Annotated in this window: 16 protein-coding genes and 5 pseudogenes; 15 read left to right on the top strand and 6 right to left on the bottom strand. The window is 69.3% G+C overall.

The genetic code is table 11. The features are described 5' to 3' along the window. The first annotated feature begins 36 nt into the window (after nucleotides 1-36). The 3 genes from ACFY1J_RS39240 (at nucleotide 37) to ACFY1J_RS39230 (ending at nucleotide 2,394) form a co-directional block, all read left to right on the top strand. Nucleotides 37-804, top strand: a complete 768-nt coding sequence (locus ACFY1J_RS39240) for an STAS/SEC14 domain-containing protein (RefSeq protein WP_390707722.1) — start codon at nucleotides 37-39, stop codon at nucleotides 802-804. A 164-nt stretch (nucleotides 805-968) separates the two neighbouring features. Continuing rightward, nucleotides 969-1,811: a universal stress protein gene (locus ACFY1J_RS39235; RefSeq protein ID WP_390732895.1), complete on the top strand. Its 843-nt coding sequence runs from the start codon at nucleotides 969-971 to the stop codon at nucleotides 1,809-1,811. 118 nt (nucleotides 1,812-1,929) lie between these two features. Continuing rightward, nucleotides 1,930-2,394 (top strand): avidin/streptavidin family protein, encoded by a 465-nt coding sequence (locus ACFY1J_RS39230; RefSeq protein WP_390707720.1) that lies wholly within the window; start codon nucleotides 1,930-1,932, stop codon nucleotides 2,392-2,394. A gap of 310 nt (nucleotides 2,395-2,704) precedes the next feature. On the opposite strand, the gene ACFY1J_RS39225 is transcribed toward ACFY1J_RS39230, so the two are convergent. Next, a complete protein-coding gene (locus tag ACFY1J_RS39225) occupies nucleotides 2,705-3,094 on the bottom strand; it encodes a cation transporting ATPase C-terminal domain-containing protein (RefSeq protein WP_390732894.1) in 390 nt (129 codons plus the stop codon). A gap of 163 nt (nucleotides 3,095-3,257) precedes the next feature. Between ACFY1J_RS39225 and ACFY1J_RS39220 the strand changes: the two are divergent. From ACFY1J_RS39220 to ACFY1J_RS39210, 3 genes and pseudogenes are all read left to right on the top strand, one after another. Beyond that, nucleotides 3,258-3,419: pseudogene (locus ACFY1J_RS39220) on the top strand (hypothetical protein); the annotation flags it as partial. A gap of 127 nt (nucleotides 3,420-3,546) precedes the next feature. Beyond that, a complete protein-coding gene (locus ACFY1J_RS39215) occupies nucleotides 3,547-4,113 on the top strand; it encodes a hypothetical protein (RefSeq protein ID WP_390732893.1) in 567 nt (188 codons plus the stop codon). Further along, nucleotides 4,035-4,332, top strand: a pseudogene (locus ACFY1J_RS39210) (hypothetical protein). Before ACFY1J_RS39215 ends, ACFY1J_RS39210 begins: the two are co-directional and overlap by 79 nt. Nucleotides 4,333-4,378: 46 nt before the next feature. Here the strand turns inward: ACFY1J_RS39210 and ACFY1J_RS39205 are convergent. Continuing rightward, the gene (locus ACFY1J_RS39205) at nucleotides 4,379-5,482 is read right to left on the bottom strand and encodes a hypothetical protein (RefSeq protein ID WP_390707719.1); all 1,104 of its coding nucleotides are present in this window, start codon (nucleotides 5,480-5,482) and stop codon (nucleotides 4,379-4,381) included. A gap of 287 nt (nucleotides 5,483-5,769) precedes the next feature. Between ACFY1J_RS39205 and ACFY1J_RS39200 the strand changes: the two genes are divergently transcribed. Continuing rightward, a complete protein-coding gene (locus tag ACFY1J_RS39200; protein WP_390707718.1) occupies nucleotides 5,770-5,997 on the top strand; it encodes a DUF1918 domain-containing protein in 228 nt (75 codons plus the stop codon). Between the two features lie 706 nt (nucleotides 5,998-6,703). After that, nucleotides 6,704-8,038, top strand: coding sequence for a phosphoribosyltransferase family protein (locus ACFY1J_RS39195; protein WP_390707717.1), 1,335 nt, complete (start codon nucleotides 6,704-6,706; stop codon nucleotides 8,036-8,038). 67 nt (nucleotides 8,039-8,105) lie between these two features. Here ACFY1J_RS39195 and ACFY1J_RS39190 read toward each other — a convergent pair whose 3' ends face one another. Further along, nucleotides 8,106-8,906, bottom strand: coding sequence for a sigma 54 modulation/S30EA ribosomal C-terminal domain-containing protein (locus ACFY1J_RS39190; RefSeq protein WP_390707716.1), 801 nt, complete (start codon nucleotides 8,904-8,906; stop codon nucleotides 8,106-8,108). Nucleotides 8,907-9,092: 186 nt separating this feature from the next. Next, the gene (locus tag ACFY1J_RS39185) at nucleotides 9,093-9,791 is read right to left on the bottom strand and encodes a uridine monophosphate kinase (RefSeq protein ID WP_390732892.1); all 699 of its coding nucleotides are present in this window, start codon (nucleotides 9,789-9,791) and stop codon (nucleotides 9,093-9,095) included. Between the two features lie 615 nt (nucleotides 9,792-10,406). Between ACFY1J_RS39185 and ACFY1J_RS39180 the strand changes: the two are divergent. The 7 genes and pseudogenes from ACFY1J_RS39180 to ACFY1J_RS39150 all read left to right on the top strand — a co-directional run. Further along, nucleotides 10,407-11,052: pseudogene (locus tag ACFY1J_RS39180) on the top strand (CBS domain-containing protein). A 49-nt stretch (nucleotides 11,053-11,101) separates the two neighbouring features. After that, on the top strand, nucleotides 11,102-11,521 hold the full coding sequence (locus tag ACFY1J_RS39175) for a CBS domain-containing protein (RefSeq protein ID WP_390707714.1): 420 nt from the start codon (nucleotides 11,102-11,104) through the stop codon (nucleotides 11,519-11,521). 108 nt (nucleotides 11,522-11,629) lie between these two features. Continuing rightward, the gene (locus ACFY1J_RS39170) at nucleotides 11,630-11,959 is read left to right on the top strand and encodes a CBS domain-containing protein (protein ID WP_390708094.1); all 330 of its coding nucleotides are present in this window, start codon (nucleotides 11,630-11,632) and stop codon (nucleotides 11,957-11,959) included. After that, nucleotides 11,926-12,057: a hypothetical protein gene (locus ACFY1J_RS39165; protein ID WP_390707713.1), complete on the top strand. Its 132-nt coding sequence runs from the start codon at nucleotides 11,926-11,928 to the stop codon at nucleotides 12,055-12,057. The genes ACFY1J_RS39170 and ACFY1J_RS39165 overlap by 34 nt, the downstream gene beginning before the upstream one ends. Nucleotides 12,058-12,288: 231 nt before the next feature. Next, the gene (locus tag ACFY1J_RS39160; RefSeq protein ID WP_390707712.1) at nucleotides 12,289-12,954 is read left to right on the top strand and encodes a CBS domain-containing protein; all 666 of its coding nucleotides are present in this window, start codon (nucleotides 12,289-12,291) and stop codon (nucleotides 12,952-12,954) included. Between the two features lie 347 nt (nucleotides 12,955-13,301). Next, nucleotides 13,302-14,792 carry an ATP-binding protein gene (locus ACFY1J_RS39155; protein WP_390707711.1) on the top strand — a complete coding sequence of 497 codons (1,491 nt, stop codon included), beginning with the start codon at nucleotides 13,302-13,304 and terminating at the stop codon, nucleotides 14,790-14,792. A gap of 118 nt (nucleotides 14,793-14,910) precedes the next feature. Next, nucleotides 14,911-15,555, top strand: a pseudogene (locus tag ACFY1J_RS39150) (universal stress protein); the annotation flags it as partial. 64 nt (nucleotides 15,556-15,619) lie between these two features. On the opposite strand, the pseudogene ACFY1J_RS39145 reads toward ACFY1J_RS39150, so the two are convergent. Together ACFY1J_RS39145 and ACFY1J_RS39140 are read right to left on the bottom strand one after the other, a co-directional pair. Next, a pseudogene (locus ACFY1J_RS39145) lies at nucleotides 15,620-15,835 on the bottom strand (OsmC family protein); the annotation flags it as partial. A 36-nt stretch (nucleotides 15,836-15,871) separates the two neighbouring features. Continuing rightward, nucleotides 15,872-17,053, bottom strand: coding sequence for a site-2 protease family protein (locus ACFY1J_RS39140; RefSeq protein ID WP_390707710.1), 1,182 nt, complete (start codon nucleotides 17,051-17,053; stop codon nucleotides 15,872-15,874). Nucleotides 17,054-17,585 lie beyond the last annotated feature (532 nt).

The raw sequence follows: 17,585 nt of genomic DNA, 5'->3' as shown, positions 1-17,585 counted from the left end.
CGGCAACAGGGATGGGTCTCGGCTGAGAGGAACGGCATGCTTGACAGAGTCCAGGACGTGCCCTCGGGGGTCGACGCCGTCAAGGCAATCGGCACAGTGTCGAAGGACGACTACGAAGCGGTGATCGAGCCGCTCGTCGACGACGCACGCAGTGAAGGCCGCCGCATCCGGCTCCTGTACGAGTTCGGCCCGGAATTCCGGACGTTCACCCCGGCGGCCGGGTGGGAGGACCTCAAGGTCGGGATCGGCGCCATGCGCCTGTTCGAAGGGTGCGCCGTCGTCAGCGACATCGGCTGGATCCGGCAGTCGACCCGGCTCGCGAGCTTCCTGATGCCCTGTCCGGTACGCGTCTTCGGCGGCCAGGATCGCGAAGAGGCCCTGCGCTGGCTCGTCTCACTGCCCGAAGGACCCGGCGTCTCCCACCGACTCCTGTCAGAGTCCAAGGTTCTCGTGGTCGAGGTCGAACAGCCCTTGCGCGCACAAGACTTCGACGCGCTGGCACAGACAGCCGACAGCTGGCTCGAAACCCACGACGAACTGGCCGGTGTCGTGGTGCACGCTCGCGCCTTCCCGGGGTGGGAGAACATCGGAAGCCTGCTTCGGCACGTACGTTTCGTCCGCGACCATCATCGCAAGGTCAGGAGGATCGCGCTGGCGGCCGACAGCAAGCTCGCCGGCCTCGTGCCTCACCTCGCGAAGCACTTCGTCCAAGCTGAAGTACGGCAGTTCGGATACGGAGAACTCGACGACGCCGTCGCCTGGGCCTCGACCCCGCCCGACCGTAACCCCGCCGGTGCGGGGTGAGGTGGCAGCCCCCCTCCGCCCAGGCTCTACGTCCAAGGGCCGCGCATCGAGCCGTAAGGCATTCCGCATCCCGGCGTTCTTGAGCGGCAAGTCCGATGGTCATGGCCACACAACCGCAGATCCAGCGGCGGCGAACACCTACGTCCGTCTACCCGGGAGAGGTAATGACTGGTCCGATCGTGGTCGGAGTCGACGGCTCCGGGCGAAGTCTGCGAGCTCTGGTGTGGGCCGCCCATGAGGCGACTCTGCGCCAGTGCCCCTTGCGCATCATCCACGCCCTGCCCCAGTTCCACTCCTACGCGACCACCGAAGAGGGGCGCTCCCAGGAGGCGCGCAACTGGGACCAAGGCGTCGTGGACGAGGCCACCGCCATCGTGCAGGAAGCCCATCCGGACCTGGAGGTCACATCCGCTCTCCCCTCGGGCACCCCGGCAGCGGTACTGCTGGCCGAAGCCGAGCACGCCCACACGGTGGTACTCGGGGCAAAAGGCATGGGCGGCTTCGGGAGTCTGTTGCTCGGTTCGGTCGCCTTGCAGGTGGTCGGTCACGCGGCCAGCCCGGTGGTCATCGTCAACCACGCCACCACCGGCCATGGTCGCATCGTCGTCGGCGCCGACGGGTCGGCGCACGCCCGGGCCGCTCTGGCGTATGCCTTCGAGCAGGCGTCGTTGCGCGGCGCCCAGTTGCAGGCCATCCACGCCTGGAGCCATCCAGGGCCCCACGCCTATGTCAGCGCGGCCCAGGACGCTATGGCCAAGGAGCAGCGGCAGGCGCTGGAGGAGTGGCTGGCTCCGCTGCGCGAGGAGTATCCCGACGTCGAGGTGGTGGAACATCTGCCCGACGAGCCACCGGTCATCGCGTTGGCCCGCGCCTCGGACCGGGCCGACCTCCTGGTCGTCGGCTCTCGTGGACTCGGCGGCTTCCACGGTCTGGCCCTCGGGTCCGTCAGCCACCACCTCCTGCAGTTCTCCCAGTGCCCTCTGGCAGTCATTCGCCCACGGGCCTGAGCATCGCTGCCCGCTGGCCGCATACCGTCGCCGCGCCTTCCCCGAGCGGCTGCGTCGACGGCTTCAACAGGCTGGCGTCACCGCGCCAGCCGACACACATCACTGTATGAAATGACAGGTGCCGGTCGAGATGCCGCAGGCGCGAGTTGGCAGGGAGAAGATCATGCCCATTGACGGAGAGTGGTACAACGAGTTCGGTTCGCAAATGAACCTCGAGTCGGACCCGGAGGGTACCGTCACCGGGATGTACATCACCGCCGTAGGACACACGCCGGGGAGGTACCTCCTCACTGGACGCAATGACGGGCTGGGGAGCCCGGGAAACGGCATCGCTGTCGGTTGGACGGTCGCCTGGCGCAACGAGCATGGCAACGTGGGCTCCGTCACGAGTTGGAGCGGCCAATTCTTTGCCAACCCAGACCGTATCTTCACTACCTGGCTGCTGACCCGCTCCGCCACGGCGGAGGCGTGGGAGTCCACTGTGGTCGGGCAAGATGTGTTCACTCGGCAGAAGCCGACCAGCGAGGACGTCGATCGCGCTCTTCACAGCGGCCGACCGGTCTCGCACCCGATGCCGTCCTGAAGGCCGATACCCGCGAGTACGTCCAGCAGCCACGTCCGGACCGGTCACCGGGAACGTCGGGAGCGGTACACAGGCTCGGCCAGCAGAGTTGCGTCTCGTCAAGTCCGCAGGCACCGCGCGCGGATCCCTTGTCACGGCGTGACGGCGAGGTTGCCCGGCTCGGAAGTAGCGAAGGAGCGTCCGGGAAATACCGGCGATCCTGGGCTGGGCGGCTGTCTACCGAGGGCTGGGCGTCCGGCTCTCAGCGAGCACGGTGTCTCTTCCCCGGGTCCCACTGTCGTCCGGGCCGACATGCTGAACAGCGCTCTCGTCACCGGCCTGCGGGCCACCTCGTCGGGACAACGACGAGGGCGAGCATGCGTGGGGTGAGGGCGGCGGTGCCCCGCAGGGTCTGCAGGGGCGGGGTGTCGCTGAAGACGGCGGCGAGGGCGAGTTCGAAGGCGATGCCCCACAGCAGCAGGGTGTTGGTGAACACGCCGATGGAGCGTAGAGAGGCACGGTCGGTGCGGGCGGCGAACGCGCTGCCAATCTGGCCGGCGATCATGCCGAGGAAGGTCATGGTGGTCGCCTGTTGGTGGGCGTGGTGCAGCGGGCTGCCGGGGCCGGTGGGGGCGCCGGCGTGCCAGAGAACGGCGAAGAAGCCGGTCAGCTGGAGGGCGGCGCAGATGATGCCGAGGAAGAGCCAGGCGCGCAGCAGCATGGAGCCGCGGATGACGTCTTCGGAGCGGGGGCGGGGAGGGTCTCGGTTCCGACGTCGAAGACGAGTAGTTGGAGCACGGTGAGCGGCAGCGGTACGGCGCCGCCGGCCAGGGCGTAGACCAGCAGACGAACTTGCGGATGTTGTCGTAGACGCGGCGGCCCGCGTGCACCGCGGCGACGATGGTGCGCACGGGCCCTGCCGCACGCACCCGGGTCACGATGAAGGCCAGAGCCTCGAGGAGGTGGGTTCCGTGCCGAACCTCGCAGTCGCGATCGTCCGGCAATACCAGCGCGGTGTCGTGTTTCACTTCGGAAAACTGCGCAATATCCGGAACCCGGGAATCCGGTTCGTGATCCCGCCGGCGGACCGGATGTGGAAGGTCCACCCTGCGAACAATCACCATGCCGATCCCGTCCCAGCAGGTCATCACCCGGGACAATGTCTCTATCGGCGTGGCCGCGGTCGCCTGCTTCCGCCGCGTCGACCCGGTGAAGTCCATCGTCGAGATCGAGGACCTGTCCTCCGCGCTGCTGGTGGAGCTGAAGGACATCGAACTGCCGGCCGCCATGCAGCGGGCCAAGGCCCGTCAAGCCGAAGCCGAGCGCGAGAAGCGTGCCAAGATCATCGCTGCTGAGGGCGAGGCACTGAGCGCCAACTGCCTCGCCGAGGCCGCCGACGTCATCAGCGACCACCCGATCGCCCTGCAACTGCGCAACCTGCAGATCCTCGCCGAGATCGCCGCGGAGAAGAACTCCACCATCGTCTTCCCGGCCCAGTTCCTCGAAAGCGCCCGCGCACTGACCCGGTTCGTCGAAGGCGAAGCCGGACGGGGCGGGGCGCGGCGTCTGCGCCGGAACTACGGACGCGCAGGGAACTGGTGGGAAGCGGGAGCTGTCGGAAAAAGATGTCCCTGCATTCACGAAGGAAGGTTGAAGGCGCCATGGTCCAGACATCATGGACGACGACAGGCGTGTTCACGGGGCAGGGAGGCGCCCGTACCGACGAGGCCGGGATCGTGACCGGGGACCTGACTGTGCACACCACTTGGGACGGCAAGCAGGCCGTGGTCAAGGTCCAGTACAGCGGCACCTCCCAGTGGTTTCACGCTGACCGGAAGCCCGGTGCTCTGTCCTTCTCAGCAGGGCAGCCGAGATCTGCACCAAGCGGTGGCGGAAGCGGTGCGGGTCGGCGGCGGCACCACCGTTCCACGGCACGACCAGCTGCGGATGTGCCCTTGAACACCGTTGCGGAGAACTGGTGTTGAGCCGCATCCCGGAAGCGTGCTCACTCGCCGGACGCGGGGTCGGCGTAACGCAGCAGTACGCCCACGCCCTCACGCAACCACAGCTCCTGCTCAGGCACCACGACCAGTTCGGCCCTCGTGCCGACGAGAGCACGAGCCAAGGCCGTGTCGGCTCGCTCCTCGTTGACCTCCCGTATGCCATAGGAGCGCAGTTCCTGTTCCGCGAGGGCGAGTTGGCCAGGCTTCGGGCCGACCCACAGGCGGAACGGCGACTCTGGGTGGTCGTTGAGGAAAAGGGCCTTGACCCTACCGCGTTGCAGCGCCGACACGGAGAGCGCAAAGCCTTCCGCGAACGCTCCGTCGCGGGCCCGCTCGGTAAGGAAGGCGTCCAGCAATGCCCGGTCGTGCGCGGCCATGCGCCCTGCGAAGAGGCCTTCAAGCCGCTGCTCCAGCAGTGCCCGCCCGGGCTCGGACTCGCCGACGCCCTCCACGGTGGTGACGTGCCCGCGCAGGGCGGCCGGTAGTCGGTGGATGAGGATGCCACGAGCCCAGACGTCTCCGGCGACGACCACCGTCTCGACGTCGATGCGCCGTGCGTGACCCTCCAGCTCCCGGCCGACCTCTCCGGCAGCCCGGGGCCAGTCGGCCACCGGGATCGCCTCCTCCAGCCGATGTCCCGGCGTGACCTTGGTCAGCGGCCATGTGCCCGTCTCGGCCTCGATCCGTACGGTGCCGGTGGCGTCCGTCGAGTGACGGCCGCTGTAATGCACGTGGACCGCCAGGTACGGGATCCCGGGCGCGTGCTGGACGATCAGCGGCATGGTGTCCGGCAGCGTTCCGAAGTGCGCGCTGTCCCGGACGGGCGGTGCGGGCAACTCGTCCAGCAGGGCCAGGTGCCCGTGAGCGGTGAACACGGCCTGACCGTGCGTGCCGGGAACGTCCGCGTCGCTGCCCACGCTGCCCGCCACCGCGGTGATGGAGTCCCGGTCCGCTCCCTCGGACATCAGTGCGTCCCGAAGATGCCGCCACCGCAGTTGTACGGCGGCATCGGGATCCTCGATTGCGGCGTCACGGGACGTGTCCAGATAGACGGACGCGAAAGGGCCGGACTGCTTGTAGAGAGGTTCCAGGAAGGAAAGTCTCATGATCACTCCCGAGTGGACTGCCGGCGCCACGTGCCACCATGCCCGGGATGCCGCCGTATCAGGACACGTTCCGGTTGGCGTGCCGCGGCTGTTCCACCTCCAGGATGCGCCCGCCCCACGAGCCGCGCTCGCCCACCGCACGAGCCGCGGGGCGTCCGGCACCGATCCGGTCACGGGCCCGACAGCCCGCCGGAGGTACCCGAACGGCCCTTCTGCGCGAGCCACCCGTCAGAGTCATCCTGAACGAAGACAGGGAAAGACGGCAGCAGGGAGCGAGGTGAGCCACGATGAAGGCGCATGAAGGTGACGTGCTGCGATTCACCGGCAGAACCGTAGGAGCCGCCGAACACCATGCCACCGTCGTGCAGGTGCTCGGCGAAAACGGCGAGCCACCCTATCGGGTGCGCTACGAAGACGGTCACGAGACAGAGATCTTTCCCGGCCCCGGATGCGTGATCGAGACCCGTCCGGCACACGAGTCCTCGTTCGGGCACCCGCACCGGGAGAGGCAGTGACCAGGCACGCCGCAGCGGGCGGGAACAGCTCCGCGCGGCGGCCTGTATGCGGCGCCACGCTGCCACGGCGCCGGGCGGTGCGAGGTACGGCCGCCGCGGGGGCGGGCGGCAGCAGGGGCCGCAGTGACGAGCTTGGGTGGTTGCTACTGCCCAAGCTCGGCTGGAGGCGCATCGACACGATCCGGGTGCGCCGTCTGTTCGGCTGATACTGCGGCCCAGTTCCTTGTGCTCCCCGGTGATGCGCAGTTCCCGCTCGCTGATTCGATGTCGATGCCGTCGCGCTTGAGGCCGGAGGGTTTTACCTCTCCGACAGCCGTTTCATGCACTGCAAGAGTTCGTCGAACTCGGCGGCCACCGGTTCACCCCGCCGTCCACCTGGGCGAGCCGGCCGCAAAGGCCCAGCCGGCAGCCCCGTTGATTCGATGACGGACTGTCATCATTGATTGAAAACAAGGGCGTTGGCTCCTCGGGCTCTGTCGAGCGGTCCATTGGTGATCAGGCGGTTCCCCGTGACGCCGCGATCGCGTCCCGCAGCGGTGACGCGGTGATCCCCTGCACCGTCCGCACGCGGGAGGGCGCCCTCCCAGATCCAGGAGCGCCTCCCACAGCGGTGCGCATTCGTTCTCCGCTGGGGTGAGGATGGAAGTACGGGGCACATGCACACGGCGTTGTCCGCCGTGGTCCCCTGGGGCGAGGAGGCCGGATCGTGTTCTTCCTGGATCGTCGGGATGCCGGCCGACAGCTGGCTTCCCTGCTGAAGCATCTCAAGGGTGCCGACATCGTGGTGCTGGGACTGCCCCGCGGAGGGGTCCCGGTCGCCGCAGAGGTCGCGAAGGCGTTGGGCGCGCCGCTGGACGTCTGCCTGGTTCGCAAACTGGGCGTGCCGTTCCAGCCGGAGCTGGGCATGGGGGCCATCGGCGAAGGCGGCGTCCGCGTGATCAACGACGAGGTGGTGCGCGCCGCGCGTGTCACCCCGCACGAGCTGGCCGAGGTCGAGGCACGTGAGCGGGAGGTACTCGAAAGCCGTGCACGGCGCTACCGGGGCAGACGGGAACCGGCAGCCCTGGCGGGCCGCACGGTACTGGTTGTCGACGACGGGGTTGCCACCGGCTCGACGGCACGCGCGGCCTGTCAGATCGCCCGCGCTCGCGGGGCCGCCCGGGTCGTGCTGGCAGTTCCCGTGGCCCCGCACGACTGGACCGCGCGCCTGGGTGCGGACGCCGACGAGCTGGTGTGCCCGCACACGCCGTGGAACTTCTACGCGATCGGGCAGTTCTACGCCGACTTCTCCCAGACCGACGACGACGAGGTCGTCGCCTGCCTGGAGGAGGCGCTCGCCCGCCCGGTGAGCGCCCGCCGGGCTCCGCCGTGGCAGGCCGCGCCCGAGGACCGGGAGGCGGATGTGCGCGCGGGTCCGCTGGTGCTGCGGGGACAGCTGACGGTGCCCGAGGGCGCGCTCGGGATCGTGGTGTTCGCGCACGGCAGCGGCAGCAGTCGGCACAGCCCGCGCAACCGGTTCGTCGCGGCCGGCCTGAACAGCGCAGGGCTGGGCACCCTGCTGTTCGACCTGCTCACCGAGGCAGAGGAAATGGACCGGGCCAATGTCTTCGACACGGGTCTCCTCGCCCGGCGACTCACGGACGCCACCGGCTGGCTGCGCGGGCAGCCCGAGGCGCAGGGGCTGGCCATCGGCTACTTCGGCGCGAGCACCGGCGCCGCCGCCGCGCTCTGGGCAGCCGCCGAGCCCGACGCGCGGATCGCTGCGGTCGTCTCCCGCGGCGGCAGGCCCGACCTCGCAGGGCCACGGCTGCCGGCCGTGACCGCCCCCACCCTGCTGATAGTCGGCGGCCACGACCGACTCGTACTCGGTCTCAACCGTGACGCACAGGCCCGGCTGCGGTGCGAGAGCGAGCTCGCAGTCGTCCCCGGAGCCACCCACCTTTTCGAGGAACCTGGCACCCTGGAGCAGGTCACCCGCCTCGCCCGTGACTGGTTCACCGACCACATGGCCCCGGCACACCAGGGGGTGGCCCGATTCTGAACGCAGGGGGCACGTCGTTGGCCCCGGGGCGAGGCTTCCCGCCTGGGCGCGGACAGGTGACGGGCCGCTACTCGACGGGCGAGATCAGGCCGTAATGGCCGTCGTAACGGTGGTACAGGACGTTTCCCCGCCCGGTGGTGGCATCGGCGAAGAACACGAACGGGAACCCCGTGAGATCCAGCCGCTCCTTCGCCTCGGCCACCTTCATCCGGTGAGCGGGAAGCTCGCTCACGGTCAGCGGCACGGCCGCAGGGCCGACCAGCTCGGGGTGTGGGCGCACCTGGGCGAGGCGGTAACCCGTCGGGCCCGACCGGTACAGCACGCTGTCCTCTCCGGTGCCGATGTCGGTGAAGAGGTGGAAGTCGTAGTCCATCGTCTCCAGTTCGAAGGCCGCCTCGTCGGGCGACTCCCAGGCCAGTGAGTAGGACTTGTGCCGTACGACCTGCCGCTCCTCGGCCGGGCGCGGGAAGTAGTCGGGGCGGTGGGTTGGCTCACTGCCGTGCCGCCACTCGTGCGGGCCCGGCACGGGTGTCTTCCCGCGCCGGGCCTCCCAGTGCTGTTCCAGGCGTTCCAGCCGTGCGACGAGCCGGTCCTGCAGCAGGTCGACGGCCTCGGTCACGGTCGTGGCGGCCACGTGCGCGCGGGCCGGACGCCCGTTGACGTCCAGATTGGCCTGGGCGATCGCCGGCCGTTCCATGGCGGGGTTGGCCATGTGGGTCAGTTTGACGCGGGCGAACAGGACCGGCTCGCGTGTCCGGCCGGTGAGCGCCCGTACCTTCTCCTGTGCGTACTCGATGGCTCCTGGCGGCATCTGCCCCTGGGTCTCCACCTGGATCTCGGGAGCCTGCTGGGGTGCCGATCGCTTCATGGCAGCCTCCTTGCGCCGTATGTGGCACTATCCACACTTGCGCTCATCGGGCCTGCACGCACGGCCAGCGTGCCCGTCCTTGGCTGATCAACCTCCTTGCCCTGAGCGGGACACGCCGAAGCAGCCCATGCAGCGACGGGCCCCGGACGCTCGTTCTGAGAGCAGTCGGCCGGGCGCCGCCGGACATCACGCAGCGGTGATCCGGGTGCCGATGTCACGCCCCTCGCAGATCGCCGGCGTGGTGCCTGCTGCCGCCACGTCGAAGACGTGCATGACCAGGTTCTGCTCCTCGGCCGGCGGAAACCGGAGGTGTCCATCACATTCACCCTTCGCTCGATCGCCTTTCTGGTAGGTGAGGTGCGCGTACCGTTTCGCGTCCGGATGCGTCTTCGCATCACTGTCGTAGACGCCGTCGACGCCCCGCTTGGCGACCAGCAGTGCATCGGCGGACAGCTCCAGGGACCGCTGCACCGCGGCGTAGTCGGCGATCACGCAGGGCTGTCCGGTGCCCCCGGCCAGCAGCACGATCCGGCCGCGCCGCAAGTGCCGGTCCGCGCACAACCTGATGAACGGCTCGGCGACGCTTTGCATGGCTACTGCCGTCATCACTCGTACGTCGGGCTCACCGCGCGTGGTCAAGGCGGCCCGCAGCATCAGGGCGTTCATCACCGTCCCGAGCATGCCGATCTCGTCCGCCTCGGCCCTCCCGATTCCCCAGCTGCTGGCCGGCGTTCCCCGGAAGTAGTTGCCCCGCCAACGACAAACGGCGATCTGCACACCTGGGTCGTGTACCGAGGCGACCTCGTCCGCCATCCGCCCCAGGCAGACCGGATCGGTGCCGGCTGCGGCCGTCCCGGCGAACGCCGCGCCGCTGAGTTTGACCACGACCCGTGTGTACCGGCTCACCGCTCGCTCTGCCTTCCTGCCACTGCCGGTGAGTACCCAGCGCGTGCGTCCTGATCCACGTGTGGGCCATGGTGTGGAATTGCCTGGCCATACGGACCGGCACAAGACCAGGGTCGGGTGGCTGCCGCGTCGGCGCATCTCGCCCGCTGGAAGACCCCAGTGGTCCTGAACGCACGGTCTCGTGGTGCCGTGCGGTGGTGAGGCTGCCAACCGGCGCCGCCCGCCCTAGCATGGAGCCCTGAGCGGGAAAAAGAGAAGCCGCCGCGGCGCCGTTGATGCCCGCGCGGACGCCACCGGGCCAGTGCTGCAACCCCACCGGTTCCCAACAAGTCGACCTTCGCGTCTGCAGATGACGCCTCTCGGCATCCGGCGAAGCAGGCGAATTCCGCGGACAGGCTGGAAGGGAAGGCGCGCATCACTTTGCCGTGGCTCGACCGCGCCTCGGTGCGTCCGTCAGGACTGACGTGCTCAGGACGAGTGGACGCTACGTCGGCTTCGTACCGGCGGACGGTGTGAGGAGAACCCGCCCCGATCGGCGCTTGAGGAGGGAAGTGGGGACATGCTGCACCGGAGAGCCGGAGAGCCGGAGAGCTCATGACGACGGCCGTGGTGCGCGTGCGGCGCGAAACGGGCTTCAAGGACGTCGCCGTGCCGCTCGTGGAGCACGACATCACGGCGGTCCCGGTCGTCGACGACCAGGAGAACCCGATCGGCGTGGTGCCGGAGGCGGACCTGCTGCGCAAGCAGCAGCGTCAGCCGGATCCGAGGGGACATCTGGCAGGCGCCCACCTGCCGCCCGCGGAACGCGCCAAGGCGCATGCGCCGACCGTCGAGGGGCTGATGACCAGCCCTGGCCGTCACAGCGCGGCCGGACTGGTCGGTGGTGGAGGCGGCCCGCACCATGGACCGTCACCACGTCAAACGGCTGCCCGTCGTGGACGACGCCGACCGGCTGGTAGGCATCATCAGCCGCGCCGACCTGCTGCGCGTCTTCCTGCGGCGAGACCTCACGATCTGCGAGGAGATCACGGCCGAGGTCCTGACCCGGACCCTCGGTCTGGACCCCGCCTCGGTCACGGTCCAGGTCACCGACGGACGGGTGACGCTCAGCGGCATCGTGTCGCACAGCAGCCTCATCCCCATCGCGATACGTCTGTGCGAAAGCGGCGACGGCGTCATCGACGTCACCAACCACCTCAACTACGCCGTCGATGACACCGGGAGTACACCACGGCCATAGCCCCGAGAACCCGTACCGGGAGTGAGCCCACATCAGAAAGGTAGAAGCCATGACCACTGCGCGGGACATCATGCATACCGGCGCCACCTGCATCCAGGAAAGCCAGACGCTGGAGGACGCAGCGCGCAAGATGCTGGAACTGGACGTCGGCGCCCTGCCGATCTGCGGGGAGGACGACCGCCTCCACGGGATCATCACCGACCGAGACATCGTGTTGAAGTGCCTCGCCAAGGGCAAGGACCCCCGGTCCATGACCGCGGGCCAGCTCGAACAGGGCAAGCCGATCACGATCGACGCGGACACCGACAGCGACCGTGTCCTCCAGGTCATGGAGCAGCACAAGATCCGGCGGCTGCCGGTCATCGAGAACCACCGCCTCGTAGGCATGATCAGCGAGGCGGACCTTGCACGCCGCCTGCCGGAAGAACAGGTGGGCCACTTCGTCGAGGTCGTCTGTGCGGCCACCTGAATTCGGGCAACGTGCACAACCTCCAGGTCATCACCGCATCACGGCCTGTTTCCAGGTGGCCGCGGCAGCGACCGGTCCGGGCGCGGGGTGGACCGGATCCAGCACGTGATGAACGCGCCGCCGGCCACTGCCCTTCCGACCGAGTCCCTCGAGGACGCGGCGCGGCACATGGCCGATGCCGGCGTCGGTGCCTTGCCTGTGGTGGAAGGCGACGCAGTGACCGATCGAGACCTCGTGGTACGGGCGATGGCCCGCAGGCTGCCGCCGCACACCCTAGTGGAAACGATCATGTCCCCGGCCCCTGCGACCGTGGAGGCCGACACAGCTGTTGCGGTCGCCGTCATGAAAATGCGTGCCGCTCAGGTGCGTCACCTCCCCGTGGTGGCCGGGGGCGACTCGTCGGGATGGTCTCCTTCGACTACCTGTTCTGGCGGCTGACCCAGGAACTGGCAGACCTGGCCGCCGTGGTCGACGCCGCGCGGAAAATCCCCGAGACCTTTCACACTATGAGACAGGTGCCGCTGCTGGACGGCTGAGACGGGTATGGCTTCGGTGCCGTCCACCGCTGCCCATAGGAGCCTGCGCACACAAACACGAGGAGGAGGATCACCCGCTGCTGGCGGGTTCCAGTTACGCGGGTCTGAATGTCGCCGACATTCGGGACTATCGGCCCGGGAAGCGGCCGGACACGCAAGGAGCACAGTGGAAGGCAGGGGGACGCGAGCCGGCATCCGCGCGATGCTCGCACGCAGGAAGGAGCTGTCACCATGTCCGCACAGCACAGCACCGTCAGCGAAGTGATGACACGCGATGTCGTCACCGTCGGCCCTGACGCCCCGTTCAAAGAGATCACCTCCGTCCTGACCACCCATGGCATCAGCGCCGTGCCCGTGGCCGACACACGTGGTGCGCCCATGGGACTGGTCTCCGAAGCCGACCTGCTCCGCAAGCAGGCCGAGCAACCTGAGAAGTACGGCGAGCAGGAAGCAACCCCCGGGTGGCCGCACGAGAGGGCCAAGGCGCGCGCGGAGAACGCCGCCGGGCTGATGACCACCCCCGTGGTCACCGCTCACGCCGACTGGCCGGTCACCCAGGCGGCCCGGACGATGGACCGCCACCGGGTCAGGCGGCTGCTGGTCGTGGACGAGACCGACCGCATCATCGGCATCGTCAGCCGCTCGGACCTGCTGCGCGTCTTCCTGCGCCCGGACGATGAGATCCGCGAGGAGATCCGCGACGACGTACTGAAAGGGATGCTGCGGCTGGGCGGCACGGAGGTGCAGGTCCAGGTTCACGACGGTGTCGTCACCCTGCGCGGGGAGGTCGAGAACCGCAGCACTGCCCAGATTGCCGAACGACTCGCCAACGGTGTGGACGGGGTCGTCACCGTCAGGCCGATGATCGACTACGCCGTCGACGACATGGTCGCGTAGGACCGGCCGCCACCGCATGGCCGGTGCACGTCAATGGCGGCAGGCTCGTTCGGCGCCCGGGAACGCAGCCGACGACGGACGCGACAAGTCGGTCATCGCAGATCAGGTCCGGCTCGTGCACGGATCGTATGGACGCCCGCATGGACGTCTGCCACGTGACAGGCCGCTGCAGCGAGGTCTGGCTTTGGCACAGCGGGACAGGAACTGACGGGCTGGGAGGACACAGGCGGCGGAGGAGGCGCCATCAGGGCCTGACCTGCCTGTCCGTGCGTGGCCGCTCATGTCGCGGTGTCCGGCAATCGACGTTGTACTGGTGGCAGGAGTGCCGTCGAGCGAGGGGAGCAGTCGTGTCGCCGTCCGACGTCTCTCGTCCCGCGAAGCCGAAGACGGTTTTCGACCGCGACGCCGAGTGGGACGCACTGGTCGCGTTCGCCGGTGACACCCGGCCCGGACCCGGCCTCGGTGTGGTGTCGGGACGGCTGCGGCAGGGCAAGACGTACCTCCTGAAGGCACTCACCGCAGCCCTGGGCGGCTTCTACTTCGGAGCGCAGTCGGCGGCTCAGGCCGAGTCCTTGCGTCGGCTTGCCGACGAACTGTCCCAGTACACGGGCACATGGCCGCCGAGCCCCTGGCGTGGCTGGGAGGACGCCGTCGACGCGTTGCTCACGCTGGGAGACCGTCGGCCTGTCCCGATCGTCATCGACGAATTCCCCGACCTCGTACGGCAGAGTCCCCCGCTGCCCTCCGTCATCCACAGCGCCTACCGGCGTCTGCGCGAGACTGGCCCCGACAACCATGCGCGCCTGGTGCTGAGCGGCAGCGCCCTGCCGGTGATGCACCGACTGTTCAGTGCGGCCTCACCCCTGCGCGAGCTGACCGACCTGGAACTCACCCTACGTCCGCTGGACTACCGACAGGCCGCGCGGCTGTGGAACATCGACGACCCCGGCCTCGCCCTGCTGATCCATGCCGTCGTGGGCGGAACGCCTGCCTACTGGGGTTACGTCGGGGAGCGCGCGCCCGGCGGGCCGGGTGACTTCGACACCTGGGTGTGCAGAAGCGTGCTCAACCCCCGGACTCCCTTGTTCCTGGAGGCACATCACCTGCTGCAGGAGGAGACCGACCACTGGGACCGTGCCCTGTGCCACTCCGCACTCGCCGCCGTCGCCTCGGGCTGCTCGACACAGGGCGAGATCGCAGAGCGCCTCGGCGCTCCGCTCACCGATGCCGCTCGCTGTCTGGCGCTGCTGCGGGACAACGGTCTGCTGCACGGCGAGCCCGACGCCTTCCGCCCGAACCTGATCCGGCTGCGCATCACTGAGCCGCTGCTGGCCTTCGAACATGCGGTCGTCTGGTCCTACCGCTCGGCGCTGGAGCAGCAGGACGCCGACGAGGTCTGGCGGCGCATGCGTCCCGTCTTCGACTCCGCGGTGGTCGGCCCCCATTTCGCCCAGATCTGCCGGGACTGGGTCATGGACTTCGCCGACCCGGCCGTCTTCGGAGCGCACCCCGCGACGGCCGCCCACGGCTCACTCCCCGACCCTGCGCGCAGTGCCGGCCCCGATGCACAAGCGGAGGTAGTCGTACGCGGCCCGACCGACACACGTCCCTCGGCCCTGCTGTCCGTGGGGGTGGCGCGCTGGGACCAGGTCATGGACCTGCACCACCTGGAACAGCTCCGTCACCTGCTCGACCTCCTCGCCGCCCACGGTGAGGACGTCACCCACACCCGACCCGCCTGCTACAGCGGAGTCGGCTTCACCTCCGCGCTCCGCGCGGCCGAAGCCAACGGACATGTCGTACTCGTCGACCTCGACCGGCTGTACCGGGGGAGGTAGCCCGGCAGTAGCTGCGAAGCGAGCGGTACTCGGCGGTGATCCGGTTCAGCCGGAACCCCGCTTGTCGTGCCCGCTCGGGCAGGTGCCTCCCGGTGCTCCCGGGGGACCGGTGCCAGAACGCCGGCGGCGTGGGGCCGTTCGGCCCACGACGCGGGAAAGGGCGTGGTCCACGATGCCGGAGGTGTCTGACATGGCCCTCGCAGTGGTCCTGGGCTGCCGTGGCCGCAGCGGCATGGCCGAAACGCTCCTGGGCTCTGTCGGCGTCATGGTGGCGGGTCGCGCGCACTGCCCGGTGATCGTGCTGCGTGGCAGCCACGACAACCAGGTACGTTCGGGGGCGCATGGGCGCATCGTCCTGGGTGTCGGTGAGAAGCCGGCGGGCTCGGCCGCTGTGCGGTTCGCTGCCGAAGAGGCACTGCTGCGCGGCGTGGAGCTGGAGGTTGTGCGGGCCTGGCACCGGCCCGCACACGCCACCATGGGCCATCCGTTGATCGTCGGGGAACCGGCCCACCTGCAGGAGCAGCAGGCCGCGGAAGCGCTGGAAGAGGTGCTGCGCCTGGTGCCTGCCGACTTGCGGGTACGTCGACATACGGTCGAGGCCTGCGCCCGCGATGCCCTGCTGGCCGCTTCCCGCGAGGCCGATCTGTTGGTTGTAGGCGCTCGGCGCCGCCAAGGCCACTTCGGCCTCCAGCTCGGCCGCGTCTCCCACGGGGTGCTGCATCACGCCGCTTGCCCGGTGGTCGTTGTGCCGGAGCATGACTGAACTTGAACGGCGACGGGCGACGGGCGACGGATGACGAGCTGTCATGCGGACAGTGAAAGGAGACCTACGGCTGTGCCACGAGCCTGGCCCTGCTCAGCTCGTGCGGCACCAGAACCCGCAAACGCACGGAGGCGACACGGGCCGGCCGGTCGTCGGCCATGGGGAACGCCGGCACGCGGTGGTGTTCGAGATCGAGGTGGTGGCGTTCGAGGAAGCGCCCCGCGTAGTAGGCAACGCATGAGACGAACGAGACGACGAGCGCTTCGACGGGCGTCGGGCCACGGTCATCACCGCCCGGGCCGGGCGTTGCTTGTCATCATGGCTCCTTCGGCTGTTCGGGGCGGTCGTGGCGCGACCGGGCGGAGCCAGGAGCGTCGGACGCGGCAGGCCATGCCAGCGCACGGGTGATGTCGGCGATGGTGAGAATGCCGACGAGGCGGCCGTCGTCGGTGATCAGCGCCCGGCGCAGGGGACTCGCCTCCAGGCGGGGGAGCAGGTCGAGCACGGGTTCCTCGGGGGAAGCCGTGACAACCTCGTTGAGGGGGCGCATCACCTCGTGGACCGTCGTGGTCGTACGGGTCTGGGGAGGCGTCGCGTCGACGCGCCGAAGGGTCAGCACACCACGCACCGAGCCATCGGCTGCAAGCACCGGGAACGCGGAGTGGCGGTACTGGCCGAAGGGCCCCTCGGCAAGAAAGTCGGCGAGGGTCGCCGTGGCCGGGACGGTGATCGGGTTCGGGGTCATGACGCGGCTGACCGGGACTCCACCCAGCAGGCTGCGCATCTCGGACTGACGAGCCTCGGCAGTGGCCGCGGCTATGAGGAACCAGCCGATCAGCGCGGGCCACAGACCGGACAGGTCACCCCCGTACAGCACGGTCACGAATCCGGTCACCACCATGAACCAGCCCAGCGCCCGGCCCGCCGCCGAGGCACCTCGAGTGGCCCGCAGCCGGTCGCCGGTGCGGTGCCACAAGTACGCGCGCAGCAGCCGCCCTCCGTCCAGGGGCGCGGCGGGCAGCACGTTGAAGACGGCCAGTAGAACGTTGATCGCGGCCAGCCAGACGAACGCTTCGACCACCAGCCCGGACACGTGGAGCGCCTCCAGCCCCGCGGCGACACCCGCGAGTACGCCGCCGGCCACAAGGCTCGTGAGCGGCCCCACGCCGGCGATGCGCAGCTCCGCGGCCGGTGTCGGAGCCTCGTCGTGCAGGCGGGCGGCGCCGCCCAGCATCCACAGGGTGATGCCGTCCACCTGGACGCCGTTGCGACGGGCGACCACGGCGTGCGCCAGCTCGTGAGCCAGCAGTGAGCCGAGGAAGACGACGGCGGTCAGCAGGGCGAGTGCCCAGTACACGATGGGGGAGTGGCCCGGATGGGCACCGGGAAAGCGGCCGCGCGCCAGCGCGACCGTCACCAGGGCGACGATGACCAGAACACTCCAGTGCAGTCCCACCCGCACGCCGGCGATCCGGCCGAGGGACAGCGTCTCGTTCATGAAGTCTCGCCTCACCTTCCGACCGGCTCCACGTGCGTCGTTCGGGTGGGCGGCGCCGATCTCCCTGCTGGGAGCAGGCCCCTGACACCTTCATCGTCCGGCTTCGGTCGTCCCGCGGGGAAGGGCCGATCGGCTCGCAGCGGGGACAATCGGCCCAGCAGCCGCAGCTCGCTTCCAGAGAGGGGACTGGGCCGCTCCTGCAGCTGCGACGGGAGGTCGGAGAACCGGAAGCAGCCGTGGTCAGCCGGCGAGCGCAAGGCCCTCCGCCCCGACCAGCTCGCAGCCAAGACCGTCCAGCCCGGCGATGCCAACATACTGCTCCCCCGGCGTGGGGCCTGTCTTGCCGGCACCGCCATGCCAAGGTGCCTGGCGGGGGCCGAGTTCCTCGCCACCACGGGCGGAGACATGGACGCCTTCGCCAATGTGGACCGGATCCGGGCTCGTCGGCGTCGCCCCGGCCCCCCGCGACTCCGTGAGGATCAGCGGACTCCTGCACCGGCCACCCCCTCGGCCGATACCTCCAACGCGTCTT

It is taken from the genome of Streptomyces sp. NPDC001406, from assembly GCF_042895285.1.
GTDB lineage: Bacteria > Actinomycetota > Actinomycetes > Streptomycetales > Streptomycetaceae > Streptomyces.
The sequence above is the reverse complement of the archived record's forward strand: the minus strand, read 5'-3'. Positions and strand labels throughout refer to the sequence as shown.